At 67.8% G+C, this 23951-nt stretch carries 28 protein-coding genes; 18 read left to right on the top strand and 10 right to left on the bottom strand.

Annotated features, from left to right (window positions below; all coding sequences use genetic code 11):
• Positions 1-13: 13 nt before the first annotated feature.
• Positions 14-541, bottom strand: a complete 528-nt coding sequence (locus ASD86_RS13715; protein WP_056112715.1) for an alpha/beta hydrolase — start codon at positions 539-541, stop codon at positions 14-16.
• 480 nt (positions 542-1021) lie between these two features.
• Entirely contained in the window at positions 1022-1534 is a 513-nt protein-coding gene (locus tag ASD86_RS13710; RefSeq protein ID WP_056111341.1) for an MOSC domain-containing protein, read from the bottom strand.
• 40 nt (positions 1535-1574) lie between these two features.
• On the opposite strand from ASD86_RS13710, the gene ASD86_RS13705 reads away from it, so the two are divergent.
• The 3 genes from ASD86_RS13705 to ASD86_RS13695 all read left to right on the top strand — a co-directional run bounded on the left by ASD86_RS13705 (position 1575) and on the right by ASD86_RS13695 (position 4003).
• Positions 1575-2138 (top strand): N-acetylmuramoyl-L-alanine amidase, encoded by a 564-nt coding sequence (locus tag ASD86_RS13705; protein ID WP_082578335.1) that lies wholly within the window; start codon positions 1575-1577, stop codon positions 2136-2138.
• Between the two features lie 112 nt (positions 2139-2250).
• Positions 2251-3150, top strand: a complete 900-nt coding sequence (tesB, locus tag ASD86_RS13700; RefSeq protein WP_056111335.1) for an acyl-CoA thioesterase II — start codon at positions 2251-2253, stop codon at positions 3148-3150.
• Position 3151: 1 nt separating this feature from the next.
• Entirely contained in the window at positions 3152-4003 is an 852-nt protein-coding gene (locus tag ASD86_RS13695; RefSeq protein ID WP_056111331.1) for a hypothetical protein, read from the top strand.
• Between the two features lie 210 nt (positions 4004-4213).
• Here the strand turns inward: ASD86_RS13695 and ASD86_RS13690 are convergent, their stop codons facing one another.
• The gene (locus ASD86_RS13690; protein WP_157476618.1) at positions 4214-4846 is read right to left on the bottom strand and encodes a hypothetical protein; all 633 of its coding nucleotides are present in this window, start codon (positions 4844-4846) and stop codon (positions 4214-4216) included.
• A gap of 414 nt (positions 4847-5260) precedes the next feature.
• Here ASD86_RS13690 and ASD86_RS13685 point away from each other — a divergent pair, with 414 nt between their 5' ends.
• On the top strand, positions 5261-6556 hold the full coding sequence (locus ASD86_RS13685; protein WP_056111324.1) for a sigma-70 family RNA polymerase sigma factor: 1296 nt from the start codon (positions 5261-5263) through the stop codon (positions 6554-6556).
• A gap of 160 nt (positions 6557-6716) precedes the next feature.
• On the opposite strand, the gene ASD86_RS13680 is transcribed toward ASD86_RS13685, so the two are convergent.
• Both ASD86_RS13680 and ASD86_RS13675 read right to left on the bottom strand, forming a co-directional pair.
• Positions 6717-8909 (bottom strand): DUF11 domain-containing protein, encoded by a 2193-nt coding sequence (locus tag ASD86_RS13680; protein WP_162253665.1) that lies wholly within the window; start codon positions 8907-8909, stop codon positions 6717-6719.
• A gap of 602 nt (positions 8910-9511) precedes the next feature.
• Complete coding sequence (locus tag ASD86_RS13675; RefSeq protein WP_056111318.1) at positions 9512-10150, bottom strand: hypothetical protein; 639 nt, start codon at positions 10148-10150, stop codon at positions 9512-9514.
• 203 nt (positions 10151-10353) lie between these two features.
• Here ASD86_RS13675 and ASD86_RS13670 point away from each other — a divergent pair, with 203 nt between their 5' ends.
• Positions 10354-11097 (top strand): arginyltransferase, encoded by a 744-nt coding sequence (locus ASD86_RS13670; RefSeq protein WP_056111315.1) that lies wholly within the window; start codon positions 10354-10356, stop codon positions 11095-11097.
• A gap of 124 nt (positions 11098-11221) precedes the next feature.
• On the top strand, positions 11222-11656 hold the full coding sequence (locus ASD86_RS13665) for a hypothetical protein (protein ID WP_036109309.1): 435 nt from the start codon (positions 11222-11224) through the stop codon (positions 11654-11656).
• Here ASD86_RS13665 and ASD86_RS26785 read toward each other — a convergent pair.
• Entirely contained in the window at positions 11626-11931 is a 306-nt protein-coding gene (locus tag ASD86_RS26785; RefSeq protein WP_157476616.1) for a hypothetical protein, read from the bottom strand. The genes ASD86_RS13665 and ASD86_RS26785 overlap by 31 nt on opposite strands.
• A gap of 6 nt (positions 11932-11937) precedes the next feature.
• On the opposite strand from ASD86_RS26785, the gene ASD86_RS13660 reads away from it, so the two are divergent.
• The 4 genes from ASD86_RS13660 (at position 11938) to ASD86_RS13645 (ending at position 15315) form a co-directional block, all read left to right on the top strand.
• Positions 11938-13164, top strand: a complete 1227-nt coding sequence (locus ASD86_RS13660) for an endonuclease/exonuclease/phosphatase family protein (protein ID WP_056111312.1) — start codon at positions 11938-11940, stop codon at positions 13162-13164.
• Between the two features lie 286 nt (positions 13165-13450).
• Positions 13451-13996 (top strand): hypothetical protein, encoded by a 546-nt coding sequence (locus tag ASD86_RS13655; RefSeq protein WP_056112712.1) that lies wholly within the window; start codon positions 13451-13453, stop codon positions 13994-13996.
• A 148-nt stretch (positions 13997-14144) separates the two neighbouring features.
• Positions 14145-14981 carry an ATP-grasp domain-containing protein gene (locus ASD86_RS13650; RefSeq protein WP_056111309.1) on the top strand — a complete coding sequence of 279 codons (837 nt, stop codon included), beginning with the start codon at positions 14145-14147 and terminating at the stop codon, positions 14979-14981.
• Positions 14968-15315: an SMI1/KNR4 family protein gene (locus tag ASD86_RS13645; protein WP_056111306.1), complete on the top strand. Its 348-nt coding sequence runs from the start codon at positions 14968-14970 to the stop codon at positions 15313-15315. The genes ASD86_RS13650 and ASD86_RS13645 overlap by 14 nt, the downstream gene beginning before the upstream one ends.
• Before the next feature lie 242 nt (positions 15316-15557).
• Here ASD86_RS13645 and ASD86_RS13640 read toward each other — a convergent pair whose 3' ends face one another.
• The 3 genes from ASD86_RS13640 to purT form a co-directional block, all read right to left on the bottom strand.
• Positions 15558-15935 carry a hypothetical protein gene (locus ASD86_RS13640; protein ID WP_056111303.1) on the bottom strand — a complete coding sequence of 126 codons (378 nt, stop codon included), beginning with the start codon at positions 15933-15935 and terminating at the stop codon, positions 15558-15560.
• 193 nt (positions 15936-16128) lie between these two features.
• Entirely contained in the window at positions 16129-16563 is a 435-nt protein-coding gene (locus ASD86_RS28270; RefSeq protein ID WP_056111299.1) for a hypothetical protein, read from the bottom strand.
• 97 nt (positions 16564-16660) lie between these two features.
• On the bottom strand, positions 16661-17860 hold the full coding sequence (gene purT / locus ASD86_RS13630; RefSeq protein ID WP_056111296.1) for a formate-dependent phosphoribosylglycinamide formyltransferase: 1200 nt from the start codon (positions 17858-17860) through the stop codon (positions 16661-16663).
• A gap of 230 nt (positions 17861-18090) precedes the next feature.
• On the opposite strand from purT, the gene ASD86_RS13625 reads away from it, so the two are divergent.
• The 8 genes from ASD86_RS13625 (at position 18091) to ASD86_RS13595 (ending at position 23091) form a co-directional block, all read left to right on the top strand.
• Positions 18091-18972, top strand: coding sequence for a hypothetical protein (locus tag ASD86_RS13625; protein WP_157476614.1), 882 nt, complete (start codon positions 18091-18093; stop codon positions 18970-18972).
• Positions 18973-19196: 224 nt separating this feature from the next.
• Complete coding sequence (locus tag ASD86_RS13620) at positions 19197-20063, top strand: SPFH domain-containing protein (protein WP_056111290.1); 867 nt, start codon at positions 19197-19199, stop codon at positions 20061-20063.
• A 9-nt stretch (positions 20064-20072) separates the two neighbouring features.
• A complete protein-coding gene (locus ASD86_RS13615) occupies positions 20073-20468 on the top strand; it encodes a hypothetical protein (protein ID WP_056111287.1) in 396 nt (131 codons plus the stop codon).
• Positions 20465-20647 (top strand): hypothetical protein, encoded by a 183-nt coding sequence (locus ASD86_RS13610; RefSeq protein WP_036109329.1) that lies wholly within the window; start codon positions 20465-20467, stop codon positions 20645-20647. The genes ASD86_RS13615 and ASD86_RS13610 overlap by 4 nt, the downstream gene beginning before the upstream one ends.
• Complete coding sequence (locus ASD86_RS26780; RefSeq protein ID WP_157476612.1) at positions 20644-20820, top strand: hypothetical protein; 177 nt, start codon at positions 20644-20646, stop codon at positions 20818-20820. Before ASD86_RS13610 ends, ASD86_RS26780 begins: the two co-directional genes overlap by 4 nt.
• Before the next feature lie 86 nt (positions 20821-20906).
• Positions 20907-21710, top strand: coding sequence for a M15 family metallopeptidase (locus tag ASD86_RS13605; RefSeq protein WP_056111284.1), 804 nt, complete (start codon positions 20907-20909; stop codon positions 21708-21710).
• Between the two features lie 280 nt (positions 21711-21990).
• Positions 21991-22386 (top strand): hypothetical protein, encoded by a 396-nt coding sequence (locus ASD86_RS13600; RefSeq protein WP_056111281.1) that lies wholly within the window; start codon positions 21991-21993, stop codon positions 22384-22386.
• 3 nt (positions 22387-22389) lie between these two features.
• Positions 22390-23091, top strand: coding sequence for a methyltransferase domain-containing protein (locus tag ASD86_RS13595; RefSeq protein ID WP_056111277.1), 702 nt, complete (start codon positions 22390-22392; stop codon positions 23089-23091).
• Between the two features lie 169 nt (positions 23092-23260).
• On the opposite strand, the gene ASD86_RS13590 is transcribed toward ASD86_RS13595, so the two are convergent.
• A complete protein-coding gene (locus ASD86_RS13590; protein ID WP_056111274.1) occupies positions 23261-23950 on the bottom strand; it encodes a DNA-3-methyladenine glycosylase in 690 nt (229 codons plus the stop codon).
• Between the last annotated feature and the right edge of the window lies 1 nt (position 23951).

Raw genomic sequence — 23951 nt, 5'->3', positions numbered from 1 at the left:
GCTTGCGCGGTACTCACAATGTTTCGAGCAGGCGCGCGAACGCGTCGGCGCTGCCCTGCACGTGCGCCGTAAGGCGGTGGCTGTCGTCGACCAGGAGCAACCGCGCACGGCGCGGATGGGCCCAGGCGACGACATCGGCGGCCGGGATCAGTTCATCGTCCCAGCCGTGAATGATGCTGATCGGTACATCGGCGGCCTGCAGCGTGGGCGCCGGGCCCATCGCGATCGGCGGCGCCATCAGGAACAGCGCGGCGGGCCGGACCTGCATCGACACCGCGCCGGAAATATAGGCGCCCAGGCTCGACCCGGCGAGCACCACCGGCCCGCGCTCGGCTGCCTTGCGCGCCAAGCCGAGCAGGCGCTCGATGCGCGCGTAGACATCGCCCAGATCGCTGACTTCGCGTTTGGCGTCCAGGTCGGTGTAATCGGGACGCTCGTGAGTCCAGCCATGACGCTGCGCCGCTTCGGCCAGGGCGGTGACCTTGGTCGCGTCGGGGCCGCTTTCGAAGCCATGAGACAGAATGCAATGTCCTGGGGCGATCATCTTTGAGCCGGGGTGTAGTAGTGGCAGATCACGACGAAAGTCCGGGAATGCAGTGACTTGGCGTGATCATCTTTGAGCCGGGGTGTAGTAGGAGCAGATCACTGCGGAAGTGCGGAGGTGCAATGGTCTGGAGCGATCATCTTTGATTCGAGATGGAGTGATTGCAGATCACTGCGAGAGCGTGGAGGTGCATTGGTCTGGTGATCATCTTTGCGCCGAGCTGAAGTAATTGCGGATCACCGCGAAAGTCCGAACAAGCAAGCCCCGGCGCAATCATCCAAGAACCAATGTGAATCAATCGCGGATCCCATCGCGCCAGCAAACAACATGCCATGGCGACCATCGCGCATGAAATCCATCCCAACGCCCTCGATCATGGCGCGCGCGCCGAAACCGTCATGCCCGACCCGCGATCATGAGGCGGCAACCGATCGCGAAAGAAACCCGCAAGCCCGATCATCCGCACCAATCGCGCAATCAAACCGCGACCGCATCGATCACCGGCACCAGCGCATCGCCAAGCCGGATCGTGCCGCCCTCGAGAATCCGCGCGCACAGACCACCGTGGCCGCGCATCGCGTTGAAACCGCCCGGGCCGAGCGCGGCTTCCATCATCGAACACGGGTCGCAGGACTCGGTCCATTCCAGCAGCGCGTCGCCAAGGCGGAAGCGACGATCCTTCAAGGCCAGCAACGGCAGCCCGGAGATCACGATATTGCGGCGCAGGAGCGCGGGTTCCAGCGACTCGTGACCCGACAGCGCCGCGATCACCGGCAAATGCTCGGCCTGGATCAGGGTCACGCCGCGCTTGCCGCTGCCGCCCTTGTAGCGGTCGCCGGCCAGGCCCGCGCCGGCCTGCGCGACGACCTCGTCCAGGGCCTGCATCCGCACCGCCCGCGCCGGACGCACGCCGATCCATTCGACCCGGCCGGGCCGCGGCAACGTGGCCATCAGCTTTCCTAGCGCGGAGTCGGCGGGCGGCAGGGTCATGGGGGGCTCCGTGGGAGGGCGAATGGTAGCATCCGCAGGCATGTCGCCCCTGAATCTCACGTCCGCGCCCCTGCCCTACGAAGCCCGGCTGACGCCGCGCGAACCGGGCTCGATCGACCTGGTGGTGATCCATTGCACCGAGTTGCCCGACCTGGCCACGGCGCGCGAATACGGCGAGCGGGTGCTGTACGCCGAATCGGGCACCGGCAACAGCGGCCACTACTACGTCGACCGCGACGGCTCGGTGCTGCGCTATGTGAGCGAGGACCGCATCGCCCATCACGTACGCGGCTACAACCCGCGTTCGATCGGGATCGAACTGGTCAATATCGGCCGTTATCCGCACTGGCTGGATTCGCGCCGCCAGGCCATGCCCGAGGACTACGCCGCGGCGCAGATCGAGGCGCTGACGGCGCTGTTGAACGACCTGCGCCAGCGCCTGCCGTCGCTGCGCTACATCGCCGGGCACGAGGACCTGGACACCACTCAGGTCGAAGCCAGCGACGATCCTTCGGTGCTGGTGCAGCGCAAGCTCGATCCGGGCCCGTGGTTTCCGTGGCCGCGGGTGTTGGCGGCATGCGGCCTGGAGCGGTTGCCGCGCTGAGGTATCGACGCGCCGCGCGGCGTGGGCGCACAACCTCACCGGCCCGCCGCGCCGCCCCGGACCGTGGCGGGCGTCCCGCTATACTCCACCCGACCTCCCAAGCCGCGCGCCGATGACCTCCTCCCCCGTCTCCGAACTGATCGAACTGCTGTCGCTGGAACGATTGGAGGACAACCTGTTTCGCGGCCAAAGCCGCGATATCGGCACCAAGTACGTGTTCGGCGGGCAGGTGCTCGGCCAGGCGCTGTCGGCCGCGCAGGCCACCCTCGACACCGCGCGCGCGGCGCATTCGCTGCACGCGTATTTCCTCAAGGCCGGCGATATCGAAGCGCCGATCGTCTATCAGGCCGATCGCACCCGCGACGGCGGCAGTTTCTCGGTGCGCCGGGTCACCGCGATCCAGCACGGCCAGCCGATCTTCTTCCTGGCCGCCTCGTTCCACGAAGACCAGGACGGCGGCGAGCATCAGCTGTCGATGCCGGAAGTGCCCAAGCCCGAGGACATCGATCCGGCGCCCGCGGTGCCGGCCGAGGTCATGGCGACCTTGCCGACCAAGGTTCAGCGCTGGCTGTCGCGGCAGGGGCCGTTCGAGTTCCGCCATGTGTATCCGCGCGACGAACTCAATCCGCCCAAGCGGCCGCCGTTCCAGCAGGTCTGGTTCCGCCTGAGCGAACCGGTCGGCGACGCGCCGGAGCTGCATCGCGCCCTGCTGGCCTACGCCTCCGACTTCCATCTGCTCGGCACCGCGACGTTTCCGCACGGCATCAGCTACTACCAGCCGAACGTGCAGATGGCCTCGCTGGATCACGCCTTGTGGTTTCACCGTCCGTTCCGCGCCGACGACTGGCTGCTGTATTCGATCGACAGCCCCAGCGCGCAGGGCGCGCGCGGGCTGGCGCGCGGGCAGATCTTCGATCGGCAGGGACGATTGGTCGCCAGCAGCGCGCAGGAAGGCTTGATCCGCGTGGTGCGCGATGCCGCCAGCGCCGCGCAGGTTCCGGCGAAGGAATGACATGAGGCAGGTATTCAGCAGTCCGCGACTGGAAAACGTCGAAGGCGTGGCGCAGTTGTTGCGCGACGCCGGGATCGAAGTGCGGGTCACCAACGACCGCTCCTACAAGGGCAACCGGCGTTCGAGTTTCAGTTACGCCGAACAAGCCAAGGAACGCCCGGCGGTGTGGGTGGTGCAGTCCAGCGATCAGTTGCGCGCGCGCGATCTGCTGCGCGAGGCCGGGCTGATCGACAGCACCCGCGCCGAAGAATCGCATCACGCGCCGTTCCGTTTTCAGTCGAGCATCGACCAGACTCGCACGCCGGGGCAGAAACGCGCGTTCCGGATCAAGATCGGCCTGCTGTTGTGCATCGCGGTGGTGCTGGGCCTGGCGATGTTCCATAACTTGCGCAATCGCCCGGTGGCCGCGCCCGCGGTCGACCCGGCGATGGTCGCGCTGCAGACCCACAAGTTCGATGGCAGCGTCGCGGCGATACCGGCCGGGCTGGCCGCGGCGGTATTCAAGCAACAGCTGGCCGAGGCCGATCAGCCGACCCAATGCCTGCGCGTGGACCGCAGCGATGCCTCGCGCAAATTGCTGACCGCGCTCGCGCGCTCGAACCTGCGCCTGTTGCCGGCGAGCCAGTGCGTGGAAGTGCCCGACGAGGAACAAGGCAGCCACGCGCTCGACGGCGCGCCGGCCGAACTGATCCAGGTGCATGCGTTCCGGCCGACCTCGGCGAGCACCGGCACGGTCGAGTATTCGGCGTACTTCAGCCGCTCGCAGGCGGTCTACAAGACCCTCGAGGTCAAGCTGGTCGACGGCAACTGGACGGTGGTCAAGACGGTCAAGACCGTGCGCGCGATGGGCTGAGCGCGACACCCGCCGCGAATGCAATCCGGTTTCGCGCACGCGGACGGACTTGCGCACGCAAGCGCGACGGCGGCGCCGCTGCCACAGCACTGAAGAACGGCATGGCGACCAACGCCGCCATGCCGTTGCGGGCGCATCCTGCGCCGTTTACACCCTGTCCGGGCGCACTGTTCCGCCCTGGCGCGATCGGTGGTTGTCGCCGGTCACGGCCTATTTCCCGAACGGGTTAAGGACGAACCGTTGACCGATTATCCTGCCATCGACAATCAACGTGCCCTTGGTTTGAGTGGTCCGGATTGTCGTTCCGAAAGGCGTTTTGTCCTCCGGCTGGGCGTCGTATTGCCAGTGCGGCGACATCTGATTTTCGAACATGAAATCCGTGGTGCCCAGATGATGGGTGCTCACCACCTTGCCCTTCGTCGTCGGCGTGGTCTGCCCCGGATCGGGCTTGCGGGCGATATCGCTGATCCACAGGCCCGGCATGGTCCCGGGCGGGCGGGAAGCAGGCACCAGTTCGTTGATGACACCGCGCGAAGGCGCGCACACATCCGCCCACGGCTGTTTTTCCGCCGGATACGCCCATCCATCCGAGATCAGTTCGAACACCGCGGCGGTGCAGTCCAGTTCGTTGTTGGCGACCACCAGGTGGGTGTCGAGGATCTGCTCGGAATCGACCATATCGGGTCGCTCCAGAAGCTGGGTGTAAAGCGGGCCTTCGTGGTTGGTGGAGTAAGAGGTTTTCGCCGTTCTGACAATCGGATCGTCGTTGGCGCATGCCACCGACAGCGGGGCCATCGCCAACGCCGACAGCATCGCCAGGGGGAGGAGCGATTTTGCAATCATGAAGTTCTCCGTATCTACTTCTGTAATGAGACGCGGGCATCTATGCCCGCGCCGTCCGCGCCGATCGGCGCGGACGGATCATTAGAAATACGGGTACGGACCGGCGGGGCCCGCCGGATCCTCGATTACCGCGCGATTTACACCGACCTCATCGCATTGCGTCGACTTTCTGACTCGTCCTATCCACGCATCGGCGCAAGCGACACGCACGGCGGAAGCTCGACGCCCGTCCGAACGCTCCCTCGGGCGCTCCCTTGCCGCCGCCGCGCCGGTCGGTCACATTCCCCGGCGAGCTACGTCTAGGTTTGCAGGCATCGCCGGATGCCGCCGTCCCGAGACCACTTGCATGACACCCGCCTACCCGTCGCGCCGCATCCCCACCTCTCCCGCACCCGCCCTTTCGAGCGCCTGGCGATGAACGCCGAAGCCCTGCATTCCCTGATCGACCATCACCTGCCGGCGGCCTCGCGCGGCGATACCGCCGCGTATTCGCGCATCGTCGGCGCCTGCCAGAACTCGGTCACCGCCATTGCCCTGGCGATGGTGCGCGACGTCCACGCCAGCGAGGACATCGCCCAGGAAGCCTTCCTCAACGCCTGGCAGAACATCCGCAAGCTGCAGAACCCATCAAGCTTCCTGCCGTGGCTGCGCCAGATCACCCGCAACCTCGCCAACGATCATCTGCGCGCGCGCCAGCGTCTGCCGCGCGGCAGCGACGACTTCGACGCGGCCATCGCCGCCGCGGCCGATCCCGAACCCAGCGCGGTCGAACGCCTGATCGAAGCCGAGCGCGCGCAAGTCGCGGCCGAATTGATCTCGGCACTGCCCGACGAAAGCCGCGAGGTCCTGCTGCTGTATTACCGCGAAGGCCAAAGCTCGCAGCAGGTCGCCGCCCTGCTCGGCCTGAGCGACGCGGCCGTGCGCAAGCGCCTGTCGCGCGCGCGCAGCTCGGTGCGCAGCGAGTTGCTCGATCGCTTCGCGGTGTTCGCGCGGGCCAGCGCGCCCACGGTCGGTTTCACCACCCTGGTCGCCAGCGCGCTCGGCGTGATCGCGCCGGCCGGCACCACCACCGCGGCGATCGCGGCCGGGTCGATCGGCTCGGGCCTGGCCGGCAAGTTCGGCCTGGGCGGGCTCGGCACCGCCGGCACCTCCGGCGGCGTGGTCGGCAGCGTGGTGGTGTTCGTGGTCGAACGGGTGTTGTCGCCGGTGTCCGAGGCGATGACCGGCGCGCCGCTGGACAGCGCCTCGATCGCCATCCGGATGACGACGATCAGTTCGCAGACCCTGGGCGGGGTGATCGGCGGTTTCGTCGGCGGCTTGATCGCCACGGTGCTGATCGCGCGCTACATGCTCGGTTTCGCCGCCACACCACAGGAGCGGCGCGAGATCGGCCGGCTGATCACGGTCATGAGCGTGACCAGCGCGCTGCTCGCGGTGGCCACCCTGGTCACGCTGGAGGTCAGCCGCGGCTGGATCGCGCCGCTCGCGGTGACCTTGGCGGTGATCGTATTGAGCCTGTGGCAATGGCTGGTCGTGGTGCCGCGCGCGCTGGCGCCGTCGATGGCGCGGATCCGCCGCGAAACCGGCCGCGATCCCAAGCGCAGCCTGATCTATCGCTGGGTGCTGGGGCCGCAGGCGATGGTCTGGAGTTCGCTGGTGATGCTCGCCTCGGTGGTGTACGTGCTTTTTCGCGACGGCCGCTTCGGCTGATCGCTCTCGGTAACGATCACCAGCGATCGCCGCGGCTCCGCTGCGCCCCCGCGCCAACATCGTCCCCGCGCATCGCGCGTGATCCGCGTGCGCATTGCCGCTCCGCGTCGCGCGTCATGCGCGCGGACATCGCCGGCCGCATCGCGCGTCATGCGCATGCTCATGGCACATACGCCTCCGGCGCGGCGGCGAAGTTCACCGGCACGGTGATCCTCGCGCTCGCGCCGTTGTCCAGATCCACGCTCAGATTGACCGCGCCGCCGCCGGCCGCGCCGCCGCTGGCGGGATTGCACGCGCCGGTGCCGGCGCCGATCGCGCAGCTCCAGGCGGCGGCGAGGGTCGCGCCGTTGGGCAGCACGTCCTCGACCAGCGCGCCGGTCACCGCATCGGGGCCGTCGTTGCGTACGGTGAGGGTGTACACGGCGCTGCCACCCGGCGTGTAGGTCGCGCTCGCGTCGCTCTTGACGATCGACAGCGCCGCCTGGTTGCGAGTGTTGGTGAAGACGCAGGTCAGCACGTCGTCGGCGACCACGCTGGCGCCGGGAATCGTGTAGACCGTGCCCGCGAGCGCGCCGACCGCGGTGTTGGCGGCGTTGCGGCACAGCGCCGAGGTCAGCGCATAGCCGGCCGGCACGCCGGTCTCGGCGATGGTCACGTCGGTGCCGGCCGCGACCACCGTGTAGGCCTGCACGCCGGCGGTGTTGACGTCGCCGTCGACCTGGACCGCGGTGCCCGCGGCCTGGGTGGTGACGTTGCCGGTGGCCTGCGCGGTATTGGTCAGCGCGAAGCCGAAGCTGTCGACGCCGCGCAGGCTGGTCTTGTTGAGCACGATCCGCGGCGAGGCCGCGACCACGTTGCGGGTCGGTTGATCGCCGGGCGTGGCGGGATCGGCATCGCTGACGTCGAGCAGGTTCTGACCCAGGGTCGCGGCGCGATGCGCCACGCTCGCGCTGTTGTTGATCACCGTGCCGGCCGCCACGCCGGCATTGACCCGCACGCGAAAACGCAGGCTGAAACTCTCGCCTGGCGCGATCGTGCCGCCGCTGCCGGCGGTCGCGCCGGTGCCCAGGCGGAACACCACGCGACTGTTGCCGGCATCGAATTCGGCCTGGTCGTCTCCGGCCGCGTCGCTGAGCGCGCCGGCATTGGCGCCGCTGACGATGACCAGACTGCCCGGCTCGTAGGTCGTGTTGGCCGGGATCGCATCGGTCAGCACGGTCTGCAGCGAGGAATCGCTGCCAATGTTGGTGGTGCCGATGGTGAATTCGAGCAATTCGCCCGGCAACAAGCCGCCGCCGTTGAGGTCGGCCGAACTCTTGAGCAGCCGGTCCTTGAGATTGGGCCGCGATACGTCGGTGGCGCGGCTGATCATGCCGAAGATCAACACCTCGTCGATGCTGCCGCGGGCGCGGATCAAGGCCGAGGTCGCGCTGTTGGGCAAGGGCACGTTGGGCGGGGTGAAATCCAGGTCCATGCCCAGGGTGTCGAAATAGTTCGGCGTGCGCGCGCCGACGTCGGCGCCGTTGCGGGAGATCGAACTGTTCCAGAAGTTGCTGACCGGATTGGCCGCGTTGGACACGTTGCTCAGCGTGGCCGCGTTGCGGCCGTACTGCAGTCCGACCGCGCCGTCGACGGTATCGTCGCCGTCCCAGCCCAGCAGCCCGAGGGTGGTGTTGACCGGCCCGGTGGCCGGGGTGACGAAGCCGCTGAACGCGATGTCGACCGGCAAGGCCGAGTCGCTGGCGCTGAGCAGGCCGTCGTAGATATTGAGGTTGCGGGTCGCGGTCTGGGCCGGATCGCGGTAGGCGATCACCAGCGCCCAGCCGGCCCAGCTGCTGCCCGCCGAACCGATCCCGCGCTGGGTGGTCTGCACGTTGGCGACGGTGTAACTGCCGTTGCCCGCGGCCTGGACCAGCGCGGTGACGTCGTCGAAGCCCTGATACGCGGCATCGCCGAACGCGCCGGCCGAATTCGTCAACAGTTCGTCGGCGCTGAGCGAGGTGTACAGCGCGGACCCGGGCGTGCGCAGACGCACGCTGTTGCGCGCGAGCGAGGCGCTGACGCCGCTCCAGTACAGGCCGGCGAACAGCACGGTCGACCCCGTCGGCAGCGCGAGCGTGGCGCTGCTGGAATTGAACGTGGTCGCGTCGCTGTCGACATCGACATAGACCATGGCGATGGCCGGGTCCTGATTGACGACGGTGACGCTGCCGTTCTGCGCCTGCGTACATAAGGTGATGTTGCCGCCGCAATGCAGGTTGATATTGCCGATGCCGGTGATATCGCCGTTGACGGCCGGGTTCTGGTAGCGCGGCGCGAACGCGCGATCGGCCTGCGCGGCCGGCGCCAGCATCGTCGCAACGATCGCGAAAGCCGCGACCGCGAGGCGGAGGCGCCACCCCGGCAAAGCGCCGACTTCGATCGGCTGTGCATTGAACAGGTGCCGTAGCGCCATAGCATCGCCCCCCTATGCGACGTATCGGCATCGCGATTCGCGGATGCCATGGCACTACTTACTAATCCTAAAAATTCGAAAACAGAAGGCTGCGCGCGGCCTCAGCGAAAATAAAATTGTTTCGCGCAGTTTATGTTTCCAAGAGGCACGTTAGATCTACTAAAAAAGCACGCACCTGTAAAAAACTCCTGATTTCATGCAGCTAATTCATCCGGGGCGAAACGACCGCTGCGCAAAACGCTTGTAAACGACTCGACGCCAAGCCACATAAATCGAGTCACATAGTCACAACAATTCACTCAGATTTTTGCCTGTCCGGTTTACCCGTCGCATGCGGCCAGATCCGGACCGCATCGCGCGATGCACCGAGCCGGCCTCAATCCATCCGCGGCGCGATCGATGCCGATCGTTTCAGTGCGCTGGAACCACGCGGCACCCCGGCCGCCACGCACCGCATCGGAACCGAACCCGGCTCCGATGCGGCGCAACGAACATTTGCCTCAACGACGCGGCGTGGGCTTGAGATCGGCCTTGGTCAGGAAGCCGTCGCGGTTCTCGTCGAGGAACGCGAAGCTCTTGGCCAGGCGCGGCATCTTTTCGTCGACTTCGATCTTGCTCAGCTTGCCGTCGTGATTGAGATCGGCGGCGGCGAACTTCTCGTCGAAACGCTTGGCGCGTTCGGCTTCGCGCTTGGGCCGTTCGCTTTCGAAGTAAGCGTGCAGCTCGCTGCGCACGATGTAGCCGTCGCGGTTGCGATCGATCTGCGCGAACTTGTCGCCCAGGCGCGGCGACTTCGCCGCTTCGGCCTGACTGATTCGACCGTCGCCGTCGGTGTCGAGCGCGGCCGGGCCGCCATGGCCACCGTGTCCGCCACGACCGCCGTGTTCGCGTCCACCGCGACGCTGCGGGCGTTCGCTCGCATCGAGTTTGCCGTCGTGGTTCTTGTCGAGCTTGTCGAAGTTCTCGGCCAGGCGCGGCAGCTTGGACGCTTCCTCGCGGGTGATCACCCCGTCGTTATTGGCGTCGAGCTTGATCCGCTGGCGCTGCGGCGCGGCGGTGTCGGTCTGGGGCGCCGCGATGGCCGCGCCGGCGAGCATGGCCGCGGCGAGCGCGGCGACATAGAGGGGGGAACGGGTCATGCGTTGACTCCTGCGGCAGGCGCCACCGTGGCGCCGATGAGCGGATCAACGTCCCCGCCGTAAGGCGGTTGACACGCTGGCGTGGACATTCATCGGCGCGACAGCCGGCCGATCTGCGTCGAGCCGGCGCTAACCCGTCGCCGACCACGCAAAACTCCGACGCCGGCCTGCGCAGCGGGCGAACGCGGCGCTATGCTGCGCCCATGGGCACGCAACCTCAGCCTGACAGCGACGATCTCCGCCTGTTTCACACCGGCGAGCACGCCTGCGGCTACTGGCCCGAGCGCACCGCCCGCGATCTGGTCCTGGACCCGCGCGATCCGCGCCTGCGCGAGTGGTACCCGCACGCGCTGGGCTGGGGCTTCCGCCGCTCCGGCGACATCGTCTACCGCCCGCATTGCAGCGGCTGCCGCGCCTGCGTCGCGGTGCGCATCCCGGTCGACCGGTTCGTGCCCGACCGCAGCCAGCGCCGCTGTCTGGCGCGCAACGCCGCGGTGGAAATGCGCGTGCGCCCGGCCGAACGCGACGAGGAACAACTCGCGCTGTACAAGCGCTACCTCGCCTCGCGCCACGCCGGCGGCGGCATGGACGGCCACGGCGCGCTCGAGTTCGACCAGTTCCTGATCGGCAGCTGGAGCGAGAACCGCTTCCTCGAGCTGCGCGAACCGGCGCCGCGCGGCCACGGCAAGCTGCTGGCGGTCGCGGTCACCGACGTAGTCGACAACGCCCTGTCGGCGGTCTACACCTTCTACGACCCCGACCTGGCCGATCGCAGCCTCGGCACGCTGGCGATCCTGCGCCAGATCGAATGGGCCCGACGCGAACGGCGCGGCCATCTGTATCTGGGCTACTGGATCGCCGGCCATCCGAAGATGGATTACAAACGCCGTTTCCGACCGTTGGAGGCATTCGATGGTCGCGATTGGCGCGTTTTTACACATTCGTAACACTCTGTGCGTGCGGGTCGTGTATTTCGTACCCGCGTCGTAGTCACGACATGCGGGAAGGCGCCGCTCAGGCCTGGCATGGAGCCGCCACCCTCATCACTCAACGCCACATGGAGTTTCCGCAATGAAATTGAACACCCTGTTCCTGGCTGCCGCGATCACCCTGAGCCTGGCCGCCTGTAACAAGCCCGCCGACAAGCCCGCCGACGCCCCGGCCGCCGACGCCGCTGCCGCGCCGGCTGCCGATCCGGCCGCCACCCCGGCTCCGGACGCTGCTCCGGCTGCTCCGATGGATCCGGCCATGCCGGCTGCTGCCCCGGCCGCCGCCAGCGTCGGCGTCGCCGAGTGCGACGACTACCTGGCCAAGGTCAGCGCCTGCCTCACCGACAAGGTGCCGGAAGCTCAGCGCGCGGCGTTCCAGACCGGTCTGGACCAGAGCCGCAATGCCTGGGCCCAGGCCGCCGCCACGCCGCAGGGCAAGGAAGCGCTGGCCAACGCCTGCAAGATGGCGCTGGACCAGAGCAAGGCTCAGTACGCCTCGTTCGGCTGCACCCTGTAATTCGAACCTTCGGGCTCGACGCGACGCCCCGGCTTGCCGGGGCGTTGTTGTTTGTGGGGTTCGGTCGCGCGCAAGCGATCGGGCATCGATCGAGGTCGGATCGAGAGCGTCGGGGTTGAAGCCTGCGCGACAAGAAATTTCGCCGCGACGAGGTTTTTTGTGGGATGGGCTTCAACCCCGACGCGCTTGTCCCGGCTCGCCGCGAACGCCCCCGATAACTCGCCCGCGTAACCGCCCGAAACTGTCACTAAGCCCGAATCGCGCCGTGCCATCATGCGCTCATGTCCAGACCACTTCCCTACGTCGCCGCGATCCTCGCGGCCCTGCTCGCGGCCTGCACGCAAGTGAACGTTCACGGCGATCCCAAGGCCTGGGTCAAGGCTCAGAACGAGACCGCGCAGTTGCGCGTGGCGACCTATAACACCTCGCTCTACGACGACGCCGACGGCGGCCTGATCGCGCGCCTGCAAGGCGACGACGGCAACGCGCGCAAGATCGCCGCGGTGCTGCAGCGCGTGCGTCCCGATCTGGTCCTGCTCAACGAATTCGACTACGACGCGCAGCACCGCGCGGCCGACCTGTTCCAGCGCAATTACCTGGAAGTCGCCCAGCCCGGCGGCGGCGAAGCTTTGCGCTATCCCTACCGCTATCTCGCCCCGGTCAACACCGGCGTGCCGAGCGGGCTGGACCTGGACGGCGACGGCCAATCCGGCGATGCAAAGCGCGCCGACCGCGCGCGCGGCAACGACGCCTGGGGCTACGGCCTGCATCCGGGCCAGTACGGCATGCTGGTGCTGTCGCGGTATCCGATCGACACCGCCGCGGTGCGCAGCTTCCAGACCTTCAAGTGGAGCGCCCTGCCCGGCGCGCGCCAGCCGCGTAATCCGGCCACCGGCAAGGCCTGGTACTCGGACAGCGTGTGGCCGCAGATGCGGCTGTCGTCGAAATCGCATTGGGACGTGCCGGTGAAAACGCCGCTGGGCGTGCTGCACTTCCTCGCCGCGCATCCGACCCCACCGGTGTTCGACGGCCCGGAGGATCGCAACGGCGCGCGCAATCACGATGAAATCGCACTGTGGGCGCGCTACCTCGACGGCGGCACGCCGGCGTGGCTGTGCGACGACCAAGGCCGCTGCGGCGGACTGGCGGACGATGCGCGCTTCGTCATCGTCGGCGACATGAATGCCGATCCGATCGACGGCGACGGCGTGCCGGGCTCGATCAAGCAATTGCTCGATCACCCGCGCGTCGATGCGAGCCACATACCGCGCAGCGAAGGCGCCACCGAACGCGCAAGCTTTTACGGCTTCGCGCGCAAAGGCGACATCGCCCAGCACACCGGCGATTTCGGCCCGAAGGCCGGCACCCTGCGCCTGGATTACGTGCTGCCCTCGCGCGGCTGGCAGGTCAAGGACACCGGCGTGTTCTGGCCGAAGTCCGGCAGCGAAGACGCGAAGATTTCCGAAGCCAGCGATCATCACCTGGTGTGGGTCGATCTGAGCAACTGAGCACAGCGCAAGCGGGCATCGCTACCGCTTCGACTCAAGCGCGGTGCTGAAGATCACATTAACCGAACGCACACGCCTCAGATTTCCGCCCGCGACACCGGCATGCTGTGCAGGCCGGGTCGCTGTCCTGATCCGCACGCGCCGATCGAGTTATACAACGCAGCAGTTGAAACCCACGCCGACGCCGCGCTTCACGTCCGCCGCACGATTCGATGAAGCGCCCGGCCCGATGCCCGCCATCGCGACCGGACCAGCAACGATTCCACCGCCCTGACCGATGTCGACCTTGAATACTTCACGTCTTGAAACACTGCGCGAACGCATCCGTTCGCTGCCAACGACTCCACCGCCCGCTCCCTGGAAAGCGATCGCGAATGTCGCCGTCGGCGGATTGAGTTCGGTGGGCTTCGACCGCGATTCGGATCTGCTGCTGGTCGTATCCAGTCAGGGGCGCGGCGTGTTCGATTGTCTCAGCGGCGAGCGCGTGGCGCGCGATCGCGGCGATTACGAAGAAGACTACGCCCACCTGGAAGCGCAAGGCATCGGCCCCTTGCAGGGCCGCGCGATCCGCATCGCCGGCGCGGGCGGCGGCGGACTGGCCACCGCCACCGCGGACGGCTGGGCCTTGCACCGGCTCGAACTGGACTGGCCCGCGCAGGAACTGGTGCTGACCGAGCCGGGCTCGCACCTGTTCGGCGATCTGTACGAAAAGCCCGCGCCGCTGCACAAGATCCATCAGGACTCGACCGTGCGCGCCTGCGGCTTCTCCGCCACCGGACTGAGCCTGGTGATCGCCACCAGCAGCGACCTTCTGATCTTCGCGCGCGGGTAGAACGCGCCGGTCGCGTCCTTCGCGTTGTCGCGTTGTCGCGATGGTCATCGCCGCATGCGTCATCGCCGTTCGCCATCCCCGCCGCTGAAATCCGGGCGATAGAATCGGGGCCTGCGTCATCGCACCCACCCCGACCGGCAACCATCGCATGTACACCTCCGTCACCTGGGCCATCCAGACCAACTTCATCGCCGACGAGCAGATCCGCCGGGTGTGGAACGCCGCCGAAGATGCCGGCGCGCGCGTGCAGGACATCCAGGTGATTCCGTTCTCCGACGAACTGGGCAACCACGTGCCGCAGATCGACGGCGTGGTGATTCCCTACGGCGCGACCAAGCTGACCCGGCTGGCGGTGCAGCGCGGCTGGACCGGGCTGTGCTTCGATCCCGACACTTTCCGCGTCGACTGCTGGAATCGCAACCGCGGCGACATGCTCAACCAGCACGTGCGGCAGATGAGCGTGCGCGAGTGCATGGCGGCGATGGAGCACGAGCCCGACGACAGCGTCTGGTTCGTGCGCCCGCTGCACGACCTCAAGCATTTCGACGGCACGGTCACGGTCGCCAAGGAAATCCGCCGTTGGATGAGCAGCGTGGATTCGGGCAACTTCAGCTTCGACGGCGACACCGAAGTGATCGTGGCGCCGCCGCAAAAGATCCACGCCGAATGGCGGTATTTCATCGTCGACGGCACGGTCGTGGACGGCTCCTCCTACCGCATCGCCGGCCAGCGCATGGCCAATGCGGTCGCGCGTCCGGAACTGTACGAGCAGGCGCAAGCGCTGGCCGACGGCTGGCTGCCGCACCGCACCTGCGTGATGGACGTGGCCCAGACCGACGACGGGCTCAAGGTGATCGAGTTCAACACCTTCAACTCGTCGGGGTTCTATGCGCACGACATCGAGAAGATCGTCGCCGCGGTGACCGCGCATTTCGCCACCTCGCCTCGCGCGGCAGCGGCGGTCGAAGCCGATGCACTCGGATGACTCCTGGGCGGCGGTCGAACACTGGTTCGGCGCGCCGATCGCAACGCAGTTGCGCGAAGCGATTGCCCGTCATGGCGGCGGCGAGATCGGCGCGGTCCGTTTGTACGCAGTCGACGAGCTGATCGAACGCAACCAATGCTACGAAACCCAGGTTTATTGCCCGGGCTATCTGACTGTGGGCGACGATGGCGGCGGCCGCGCGATCCTCGCGCACGCGGGGCTGGCGCCACCGACCGTATTCGTGGTCGGTCACGGCAGCATGAGCGAGGACGACTTCGTCGCGGTCGGCGACGACCTTGCGGGCTGGCTCCACGCTGGTTGTCCGCTGGACTGAAGATTGCGCGTCTGGCGCATCGTTGCCGGATGCGTGTCGTCGCCAAGGTAATGGGCGCTGCATCGGCAAGCATCCACGATCAGCTCGTCGCGCTCCGTGCATCGCGCCGGGTCCGAGTTCGGCGGACGACGAATAAACCAACCGTCAGTGCGAACCTGGCGGGCCGCTCAAGCCCAGCGATATCTCGAACCGATACGCAACGCTGACGCGGCGATCGCCGATCCGCCAGCACCGCACGCGGCTCAGCCCCCGGCCGGCCCGTGGAATTCGCGGATGACCTCGATCGTCCCGACGATTTCGTCGTTGAGCGCTTCCAGTTCCTCCGCCGGCACCCACCACTCGGTGTGATGCGCGCCGCCGACTTTCTGGATCGGGTAGCGGGCCATGAACGCGGCCCGCACCTGGAAGCGGGTGACCGCGCCGTAGCCGCTGTCCTTGATGTTCCAGCGCTCGGCGATCTCGGCCGCGTACTGTTCGTTGGTCACCGGATAGAAGATCGGCTGCTCGGGCAGACGCGGCGGCCAGCGCTTGAATGCGCTGTCGCGCAGCTTCGCCAACTCCTCCGGGCCAACCGGCCGGTACAGGGTGACGGTGTCTTCGTGCTTGCTTGGAGCGTTCATTGCTGGACTCCTTGTCCGCGCCAACCTGCCGGCGAAGTGCGGGCCGAATCGATCGTCCTGCCCGAAGCGGCGCAATCTACCGCGTTTGCGTCGACCGCGCCCGCAAACGACGCACGCGCGCGACGTGGTACGACCGCGGCGGTACGATCGCGGCGGCTCGGCGGCGACGCCGCTCAGTCGGGTTTATCTGGGCTTATTCGGTTTTATTCGGATTGCTCGCCGCGATCACCGTCGCCGGCGCATCCGGCACCGCCGGCGCGGGACTCGGCGCGGACGTCGGTGCGGGACTCGGCGCCGAGGCCGGCGCGGCGGTGACGGGCACGCTCTTCGGCGCGGCTTTCGGCGCGGGCTTGGGCAGGCTGGCGCCGAACCCGAACGAGCCCTCGCCGTGCGCCGAGACGATCATGCGCACCATGCTGCCGGGCACCATCAACTCCAGCGACAGGAAGTGTCCGTCGGCGGTGCGGCCTTCCAGGGTCATTTCGGTGAATGCACCGCCGGTGTCGATTTCCTTGCACAGCACGTGCGCGCCGGCCGGCCCGTCGAGCAGATATGGCCGTATCGCATCGCCCAGCACCTCCAACGCCTGCGGGAAGAAAAATACCGCGTAGCCCTGCGTGTCGTTCATCGTCGCTTCCCTGGATGGTTCGGTACCGTGTGGCCCGGCGCGCGCGGCGGCGGACGCTGTCGCGCCGCGAATCGAGGATCGCGGCGCCTGCTCGCGCTCAGCGCAGTTCGATTTGCAATTGCGCCGCCGCTTCGCGCGCCTTGGCGCGCGCTTGATCGATGTCGGCGCCCAAGGCCAGGGTCACCGCGACCCGGCGCTGGCCTTCCACGCGCGGCTTGCCGAACAAGCGCAACTGCGTGTCGACCTGCCCCAGCGCCGCATCGACGCCGGAGAACACCGGCACGCCGACACCTTGGGCGAGCACCGCGCACGAGGCCGACGCGCCGTGCTCGCGGATGGTCGGAATCGGCAGGCCGAGGATCGCGCGCGCATGCAGGGCGAATTCGCTCAGGTCCTGCGAGATCAAGGTGACCAGGCCGGTGTCGTGCGGCCGCGGCGAGACCTCGCTGAACCACACCTCGTCGCCCTTGACGAACAACTCCACGCCGAACACGCCGTAACCGCCCAGATCGTCGGTGATGGCGCGGGCGATCTGCTGCGCGCGCGCCAGCGCGACCGGATTCATCGGCTGCGGCTGCCAGCTTTCGCGGTAGTCGCCGTCGCGCTGCAGGTGGCCGATCGGCGCGCAGTAGGTCACGCCGCCGGCATGGCGCACGGTCAGCAGGGTGATTTCGTATTCGAAATCGATGAAGCCTTCGACGATGACCCGGCCGGCGCCGGCGCGGCCGCCGGTCTGAGCGTAGTTCCAGGCCTTGTCGATCTCGCCCGGATCGCGCACCAGGCTCTGGCCCTTGCCCGAGGACGACATCACCGGCTTGATCACGCACGGCAGGCCGAGCTCGGCGACCGCGGCGCGGTAGTCCTCGACGGTGTCGACGAAGCGGTACGGCGAAGTCGGCAGTCGCAGGGTTTCGGCGGCGAGACGGCGGATGCCTTCGCGGTCCATGGTCAGGCGCGCGGCGCGCGCGGTCGGGATCACCCGTGTTTCGGTGCCGCGCTCGGCGAATTCGCGTTCCAGTTCGACCAGGGTTTCGGTATGGATCGCCTCGATCTCCGGCACGATCAGATGCGGCCGCTCGGCCGCGATCAAGGCGCGGACGGCCTGGCCGTCGAGCATGTCCAGCACGTGGCTGCGGTGGGCGACCTGCATCGCCGGTGCGTCGGCGTAGCGGTCGGCCGCGATCACCTCCACCCCGAAGCGCTGCAGCTCGATCGCCACCTCCTTGCCCAGCTCGCCCGAACCGAGCAGAAGCACGCGAAAGGCGTGCGGGGATAGCGGCGTACCAAGCGTGGTCATGGACGAAACCTCAAGTGGGGTGGGATGAGCCTAGTCTAACTTTCCGCGCCGGGGCGGCGTTCGCGGACTATGGCGGCACACATCGCCCGTGCGATGCTGTGGCTATGCCCTTTGCCCGTCCTCGGCCCGCAGCGCGCGCCGTCGCCCTCGCATCGCCGGATGCCCCGCCGACCGCCCGCGCCGCCACCGCGCCGGGCGGCGTTCGGCGCCGGCTGGCGTGGCTCACGGGCTTGCTAGGCGCTGCCGTGCTGGTCGCGTGCTCGGGCTCGGACACGCCGCCCGAACACGGCAGCAGCGAACTGGCCGGAATGATGCTGGACCCGCAACTGTCGGAGATCAGCGGCCTGGCCGCCTCGCGCCGGCATCCGGACGTACTGTGGATGCACGACGACGGCGGCAACCCCGAACGCCTGTTCGCGGTCGCGACCAATGGCGACCGCCTGGCCACGCTGCGGATCGAGGGCGTGACCAAGACCGATTGGGAGGACATGGCCGCGTTCGAACTCGACGGCCGCTCCTACCTGCTGATCGCCGACACCGGCGACAACGGCGGCCTACGTCGCAGCCTGCAGCTGCACGTGATCGAAGAGCCTTCCAAGATCGAGAACGCGCGGCTCAAGCCGGCCTGGTCGATCGCGTTCCGCTGGCCCGACGGCGCGCGCGACTGCGAAGCGGTGGCGGTCGACGTGGCGCGCAAACAGGTGCTGCTGATTTCGAAGAAACGCCAGCCGCCGGAGCTGTTCGCGCTGCCGCTGATGCCGGCCGGCAACGCGCTGCAGACCGCGACCCGGCTCGGCGAACTGGCCGGTATCCCGCAAGCCGACGAGGCGCTGCGCAAATCCAATCCCGGCCGGGCCAAGCTGCAAGGCCAAGTCACCGCGGCCGACATCTCGCCCGACGGCACGACCCTGGCGGTGATGACGTATCGCTACCTGTTGCAGTACCCGCGCCAGCCGCAACAGAGCTGGGCCCAGGCGGTCGCCGGCGCGCCGCGGGTCAGCGATCTGCCGTGGCTGCCGCAGGCCGAGGCGCTGGGCTGGTCGGCCGACGGCCGCAGCCTGTATACGACGGGGGAATTCATTCCGGCGCCGCTTTATCGGATTACGCCGTAAGGCTGGGAATCGGGAATCGGGAATCGGGAATCGGGAATCGGGAATCGGATGGAGCATCGCCGCCTGCGGTTTGCGCCGGCAGGCGGATTGACCGTGGGTTTGCAGACCACCGCGCAAGCCAGACCGGGCGTGCTACCTCGCCCGACGCACCGCCCCGACGAACGGCTGCCCAGACCTGATATCAATCTGATATCAATATCGCAGACACCGACCGAGCCGACGCCATGAAAGAAAACCCGACCCACTCCCTGTCCGGCATCCCGGTGCTGATCGGCCTGCTGCTGATCCTGCTCGTGTGCGCCTACGGCTTCGCCACCGGATTCACCGATCCCGGCCTCTACTTCGCCATGATCGGCTCGGCGCTGATCGGCGCGATCGCCGCGTTCTGCCTGATGGGCCTGTACATGGTCGAACCCAACCAGGCCGCGGTGCTGAGCCTGTTCGGCAAGTACATCGGCACGGTCAAGGAAAACGGCCTGCGCTGGAACAACCCGCTGTTCGCCAAGCGCAAGGTCAGCCAGCGCGTGCGCAATTTCGAAAGCGGCCGGCTCAAGGTCAACGAACTCGACGGCAGCCCGATCGAGATCGCCTCGGTGATCGTCTGGCAAGTGGTCGATTCGGCCGAAGCGGTCTACAACGTCGACGACTACGAAACCTTCGTCCACATCCAGACCGAGTCGGCGCTGCGCGCGATGGCCACCATCTATCCCTACGATCAGCACGAGGACGGCCAGTTGTCGCTGCGCAGCCACGCCGCCGAGATTTCCGTGCACCTGCGCGACGAACTGCAGGAACGCCTGGCCGACGCCGGCATCCACGTGGTCGACGCGCGCATCAGTCACCTCGCCTACGCGCCGGAAATCGCCCACGCCATGCTGCAGCGTCAGCAGGCCAACGCGGTGATCGCCGCGCGCACCCGGATCGTCTCCGGCGCGGTCGGCATGGTCGAAATGGCCCTGGCCGAATTGCAGAAGAACGGCGTGGTGCAGCTCGACGAGGAGCGCAAGGCGCAGATGGTCAGCAATCTGCTGGTGGTGCTGTGCGGCGACCGCAGCACCCAGCCGATCGTCAACGCCGGCACCCTGTACTGAGGCCCGCCCATGAGCACGACCACCCACGCTTTGATGTTGCCGGCGATCATGCTGATCAGCGCGGTGCCGACCCTGGTCGCCGCGGTCCTGGTCGCGCGCGGCAACCTGCACTTGGTCAACGGGCTCGATGCCTCGCGCCTGCGCGACCCGGCCGCGACCGCGGCGCGGTTGTCGCGACTGCTCGCGCTGATCGCCATCGCGATCCTGCTGGCCGCGCCGGGGTATTACTGGGCGACCGGCAACGACAGCCGCACCACCGGCGTCACCGTGGCCCTGCTGATCGCCGTCAACGGCCTGGTGGTGGCGCTGATGCTGGCGGTGGCCAAGGCGCGGCGCGATTATCGCGACTCGCAGCGCAACGACACGGCGAACGGATCTCGCAGCGAGCGGACCGGCCGCCGGTGAGCGAGAAGAAGGCCTACCCGCTGCGCATCAACGCCGAAGTGCTCGCCGCCGCGCAGCGCTGGGCCGACGACGAGTTGCGCTCGCTCAACGCGCAGATCGAATATGTCCTGCGCGACGCGCTGCGCAAGAGCGGCCGGCTGCCGCGCCAGGACACCCCGACGCCCGAGGACGACGCATGAGCCAATGGAAGCACCACGTAACCGAACTCACCTACCAGTTGTTCGAGGCGCCGATGCGCGAGCGCATCCAGCGCGAACTCGATCAGCGCGGCGAACAGGGCTGGGAACTGGTCGCGGTCGAACACGACCCGGGCATCCTCGGCACCCGCCTGTATTTCAAGCAGCCGGCATGACCAGCCCGCGCGCTGCCCGGCCCGCTTCAGCCCGGCCGGCCCTCGGCAACGTGGCACGCCGCGGCCGCAGCCGTTAACCTGAGCCCATGCGCGGCCCCGGCACTGTCCTGATCAACACGCCCGAGATCGAACTGTGGCCGGGCGGACTGCTGCGCGCGCGCAGCAACCACGACGCCCGCGCCCTGGCGCGCGCGCGGCACGTACTGCGGCGCAAGCGCGACGGCCGTTTCCTCGCCGCCGACCTGCCCGAAGGCCTGCTGCCGCTGGTCCACCGACTGATGCGCGAAGACGGTATCGACGCCGCGCTCGACGCCCTGGACAGCATCGTCGAATACCGCCGCGAAGGCCTGGTCCGCGTGCATGAGCTGCCGTTGGACCGGATCGAGCATCGGCTCGACGCGCTCGGCCTGGACGGTGCCGCCTATGAAGATCGCACCGGCCTGGATCTGGTCGCCGAACCCGACCGGCTGGCGCTGGCCGGCGTCGACCGCTTCCGCCGCCCGCTGTGGCTGCACCCGGTCGCCGCGCGCGCCTGGACTCACCTGCGCGAGGCGGCGCAGCGCGACGGCATCGTGCTCGACGCGATCTCCGGCTATCGCAGTCACGATTACCAACTGGGCATCTTCGAACGCAAACTGGCGCGCGGCCTGAGCGTCGAGGAGATCCTCACCGTCAACGCCGCGCCGGGCTACAGCGAACACCACAGCGGCCTCGCGCTGGACATCGGCACGCCGGGCGAACCGCCGGCCGAAGAATCGTTCGAACACACCGCGGCCTTCGCCTGGCTGCGCGAGCGTGCCGGCGGCTATGGCTATGCGATGAGTTATCCGCGCGGCAATCCGCACGGGATCGTCTACGAACCCTGGCATTGGCGCTGCACGCCGGCCTGAGCTCGCCGGAACACGCTGGTCTGAGCATCCGGGCCTGAGTGCGCCGGCCTGACCGCGATGTCCGCGGCGACGACGGGCTGAGCGGATCGGCGCGGCCGGATCGGGCGGCGACTTCGAAACCCTCGTGTAGCGACGCGGCATCGGGTGTGCCAACGCATTCCACTCAGCCAGCGTTGTGGCACCACTGGCTACAAAACAGTACGCATCGCATGCGTACCGCCGCGGGACCAGGCGGGGTCGTCGAACCCAATCGAAATCCGATCCGCTCAAGGAGCGTCGCATGAGCACCCGCCGGTTCTGGCCGCTCGCCGCCATTCTGTTCGCGCTGCCGTTCGGGTATTTCTTCGGCCAGTCGTGGATCGCCGACGGCCAGGGACTGTCGCAATCGCTGTACACCGGCGCGATGAATTTCTTCTACATCGGCCTGCCGCAGGCCTTGATCGCCCTGACCTGCCTGCTCGCCAGCGTGCGCCGCACCACCACCTTGGCGTTCCTGATCCTGGCCGACGGCTTGTTCGCGGCATTCACGATCTGGACCTATGGCAAGGTCGACACCGCGATCGCCTGGTTCGTGCTGTACCTGCCCGGATCGATCGCGGTGCTGGCCCTGGCCGGCCTGCTGTGGCTGGCGTACTCGACCTCGCGTCGTCGCGACCCCGCCGCTGCGGAGGCCTGAGCCATGGCCCGCACTCCACCCCGCCACAGCGATGCGCGCGTGCTCGAGGCCTGGCGCGAGAACGCCGCGCCGTGGACCCAGACCGTGCGCGCGCAGGCGATCGAAAGCCGACGCCTGGTCACCGACCGCGCCGTCGTCGATGCCGCGCTGCGGCTTGCGCCGCGCAGCGTGCTCGACCTGGGTTGCGGCGAAGGCTGGCTGAGCCGCGCGCTGTGCGCGCACAACATCGACGTGCATGGCGTCGATGCGATACCGGACTTGATCGACGCCGCCCGCCGCATGCAAACCGCCGACGCGTCCGAACCACGCTACGACTGCCTGAGTTACGAAGACATCGCTGCCGGCGCTCTGAGCGCGCGTTACGACCTGGCGATCTGCAACTTCTCCCTGCTCGGCGACGACAGCGTGGCCGGCTTGCTGGGCGCGATGCCGGGCATGTTGAACCCGCGCGGCCATGTGCTGATCCAGACTCTGCATCCGCCGCAAGCCTGCGGCGAGGCGCCCTATATCGACGGTTGGCGCGACGGCAGCTGGGCCGGTTGCGACGCGGCGTTCGGCGAACCGGCGCCGTGGTATTTCCGCACCATCGGCGGCTGGGTCGCGCTGCTCGAACGCAGCGGACTGCGACTGCGCGAGTTGGCTGAGCCGGTGCACCCGGTGAGCGGGCAACCGGTATCGCTGATGTTGATCGCGGACGTGGCTTAGCCGACCGGTTCCGACACCGATGCGCGTCGCATCAACGTGTCGCCCGGGTATCCGATCTGCATGGTCACCGCGACGAAGACATCGCGATGAGGGCCCGGCGCTGCTTGCTCAAGCCGCCACGCATTCGCTGGGCACAAAGCCCATTCGAAGCCACCTCACAAACCGCCGCTCAATCCTGCGACCGATTCGTCGCCGCCTTCGGTCCATCGCTGATATCGGCGATCCGCCACAGATACAAGCTGGCATAGCTGCGATACGGCCCCCAGCGCTCGCCGAGTTCGGCCAACGCTTTAGGCGCCGGCATCGCCTCGAGCTTGTCGACGCGCTGCGCACCCTTGCGAATACCGAGATCGTCGACCGGCAGGATGTCGGGCCGGCCGAGCCGGAACATCAGCATCATCTCCACGGTCCAGCGGCCGATGCCGCGGATCGGCACCAGCGCGGCGATGATCGCTTCGTTGTTCATGCCGGCCATGCGCCGCAGATCGGGAATCTCGCCGCGCGATTCGCGCGCGGCCAGATCGCGCAGCGCCAGCAGCTTGTTGCCCGACACGCCGCAGCCGCGCAAGGTCGCATCGTCGCAACGGCCCAGGGTGTCGTAATGCAGGCGGCTCGCGCCGATCGCGGTTTCGACCCGGCCGACGATGGTCGAGGCGGCCTTGCCGCTGAGCTGCTGGAACAAGATCGCGCGCGCCAGCGCATCGACCGGATCGAAGGTTTTGCGCCAGCGCGGATCGGTCGGGATCGGGCCGCCTTCGAGCGCGTCGACTTTCTTCATCCACGCACCGAGCTTGCGGTCGCGTTTGCTCAAGTGCGCGTAAGCGGCCTGCGCGTCGTAGCCGCGAACCTGGCGCGGCATG

It is taken from the genome of Lysobacter sp. Root690 (genome assembly GCF_001427785.1).
Classification (GTDB): Bacteria; Pseudomonadota; Gammaproteobacteria; order Xanthomonadales; family Xanthomonadaceae; genus Lysobacter.
The sequence above is the reverse complement of the archived record's forward strand: the minus strand, read 5'-3'. Positions and strand labels throughout refer to the sequence as shown.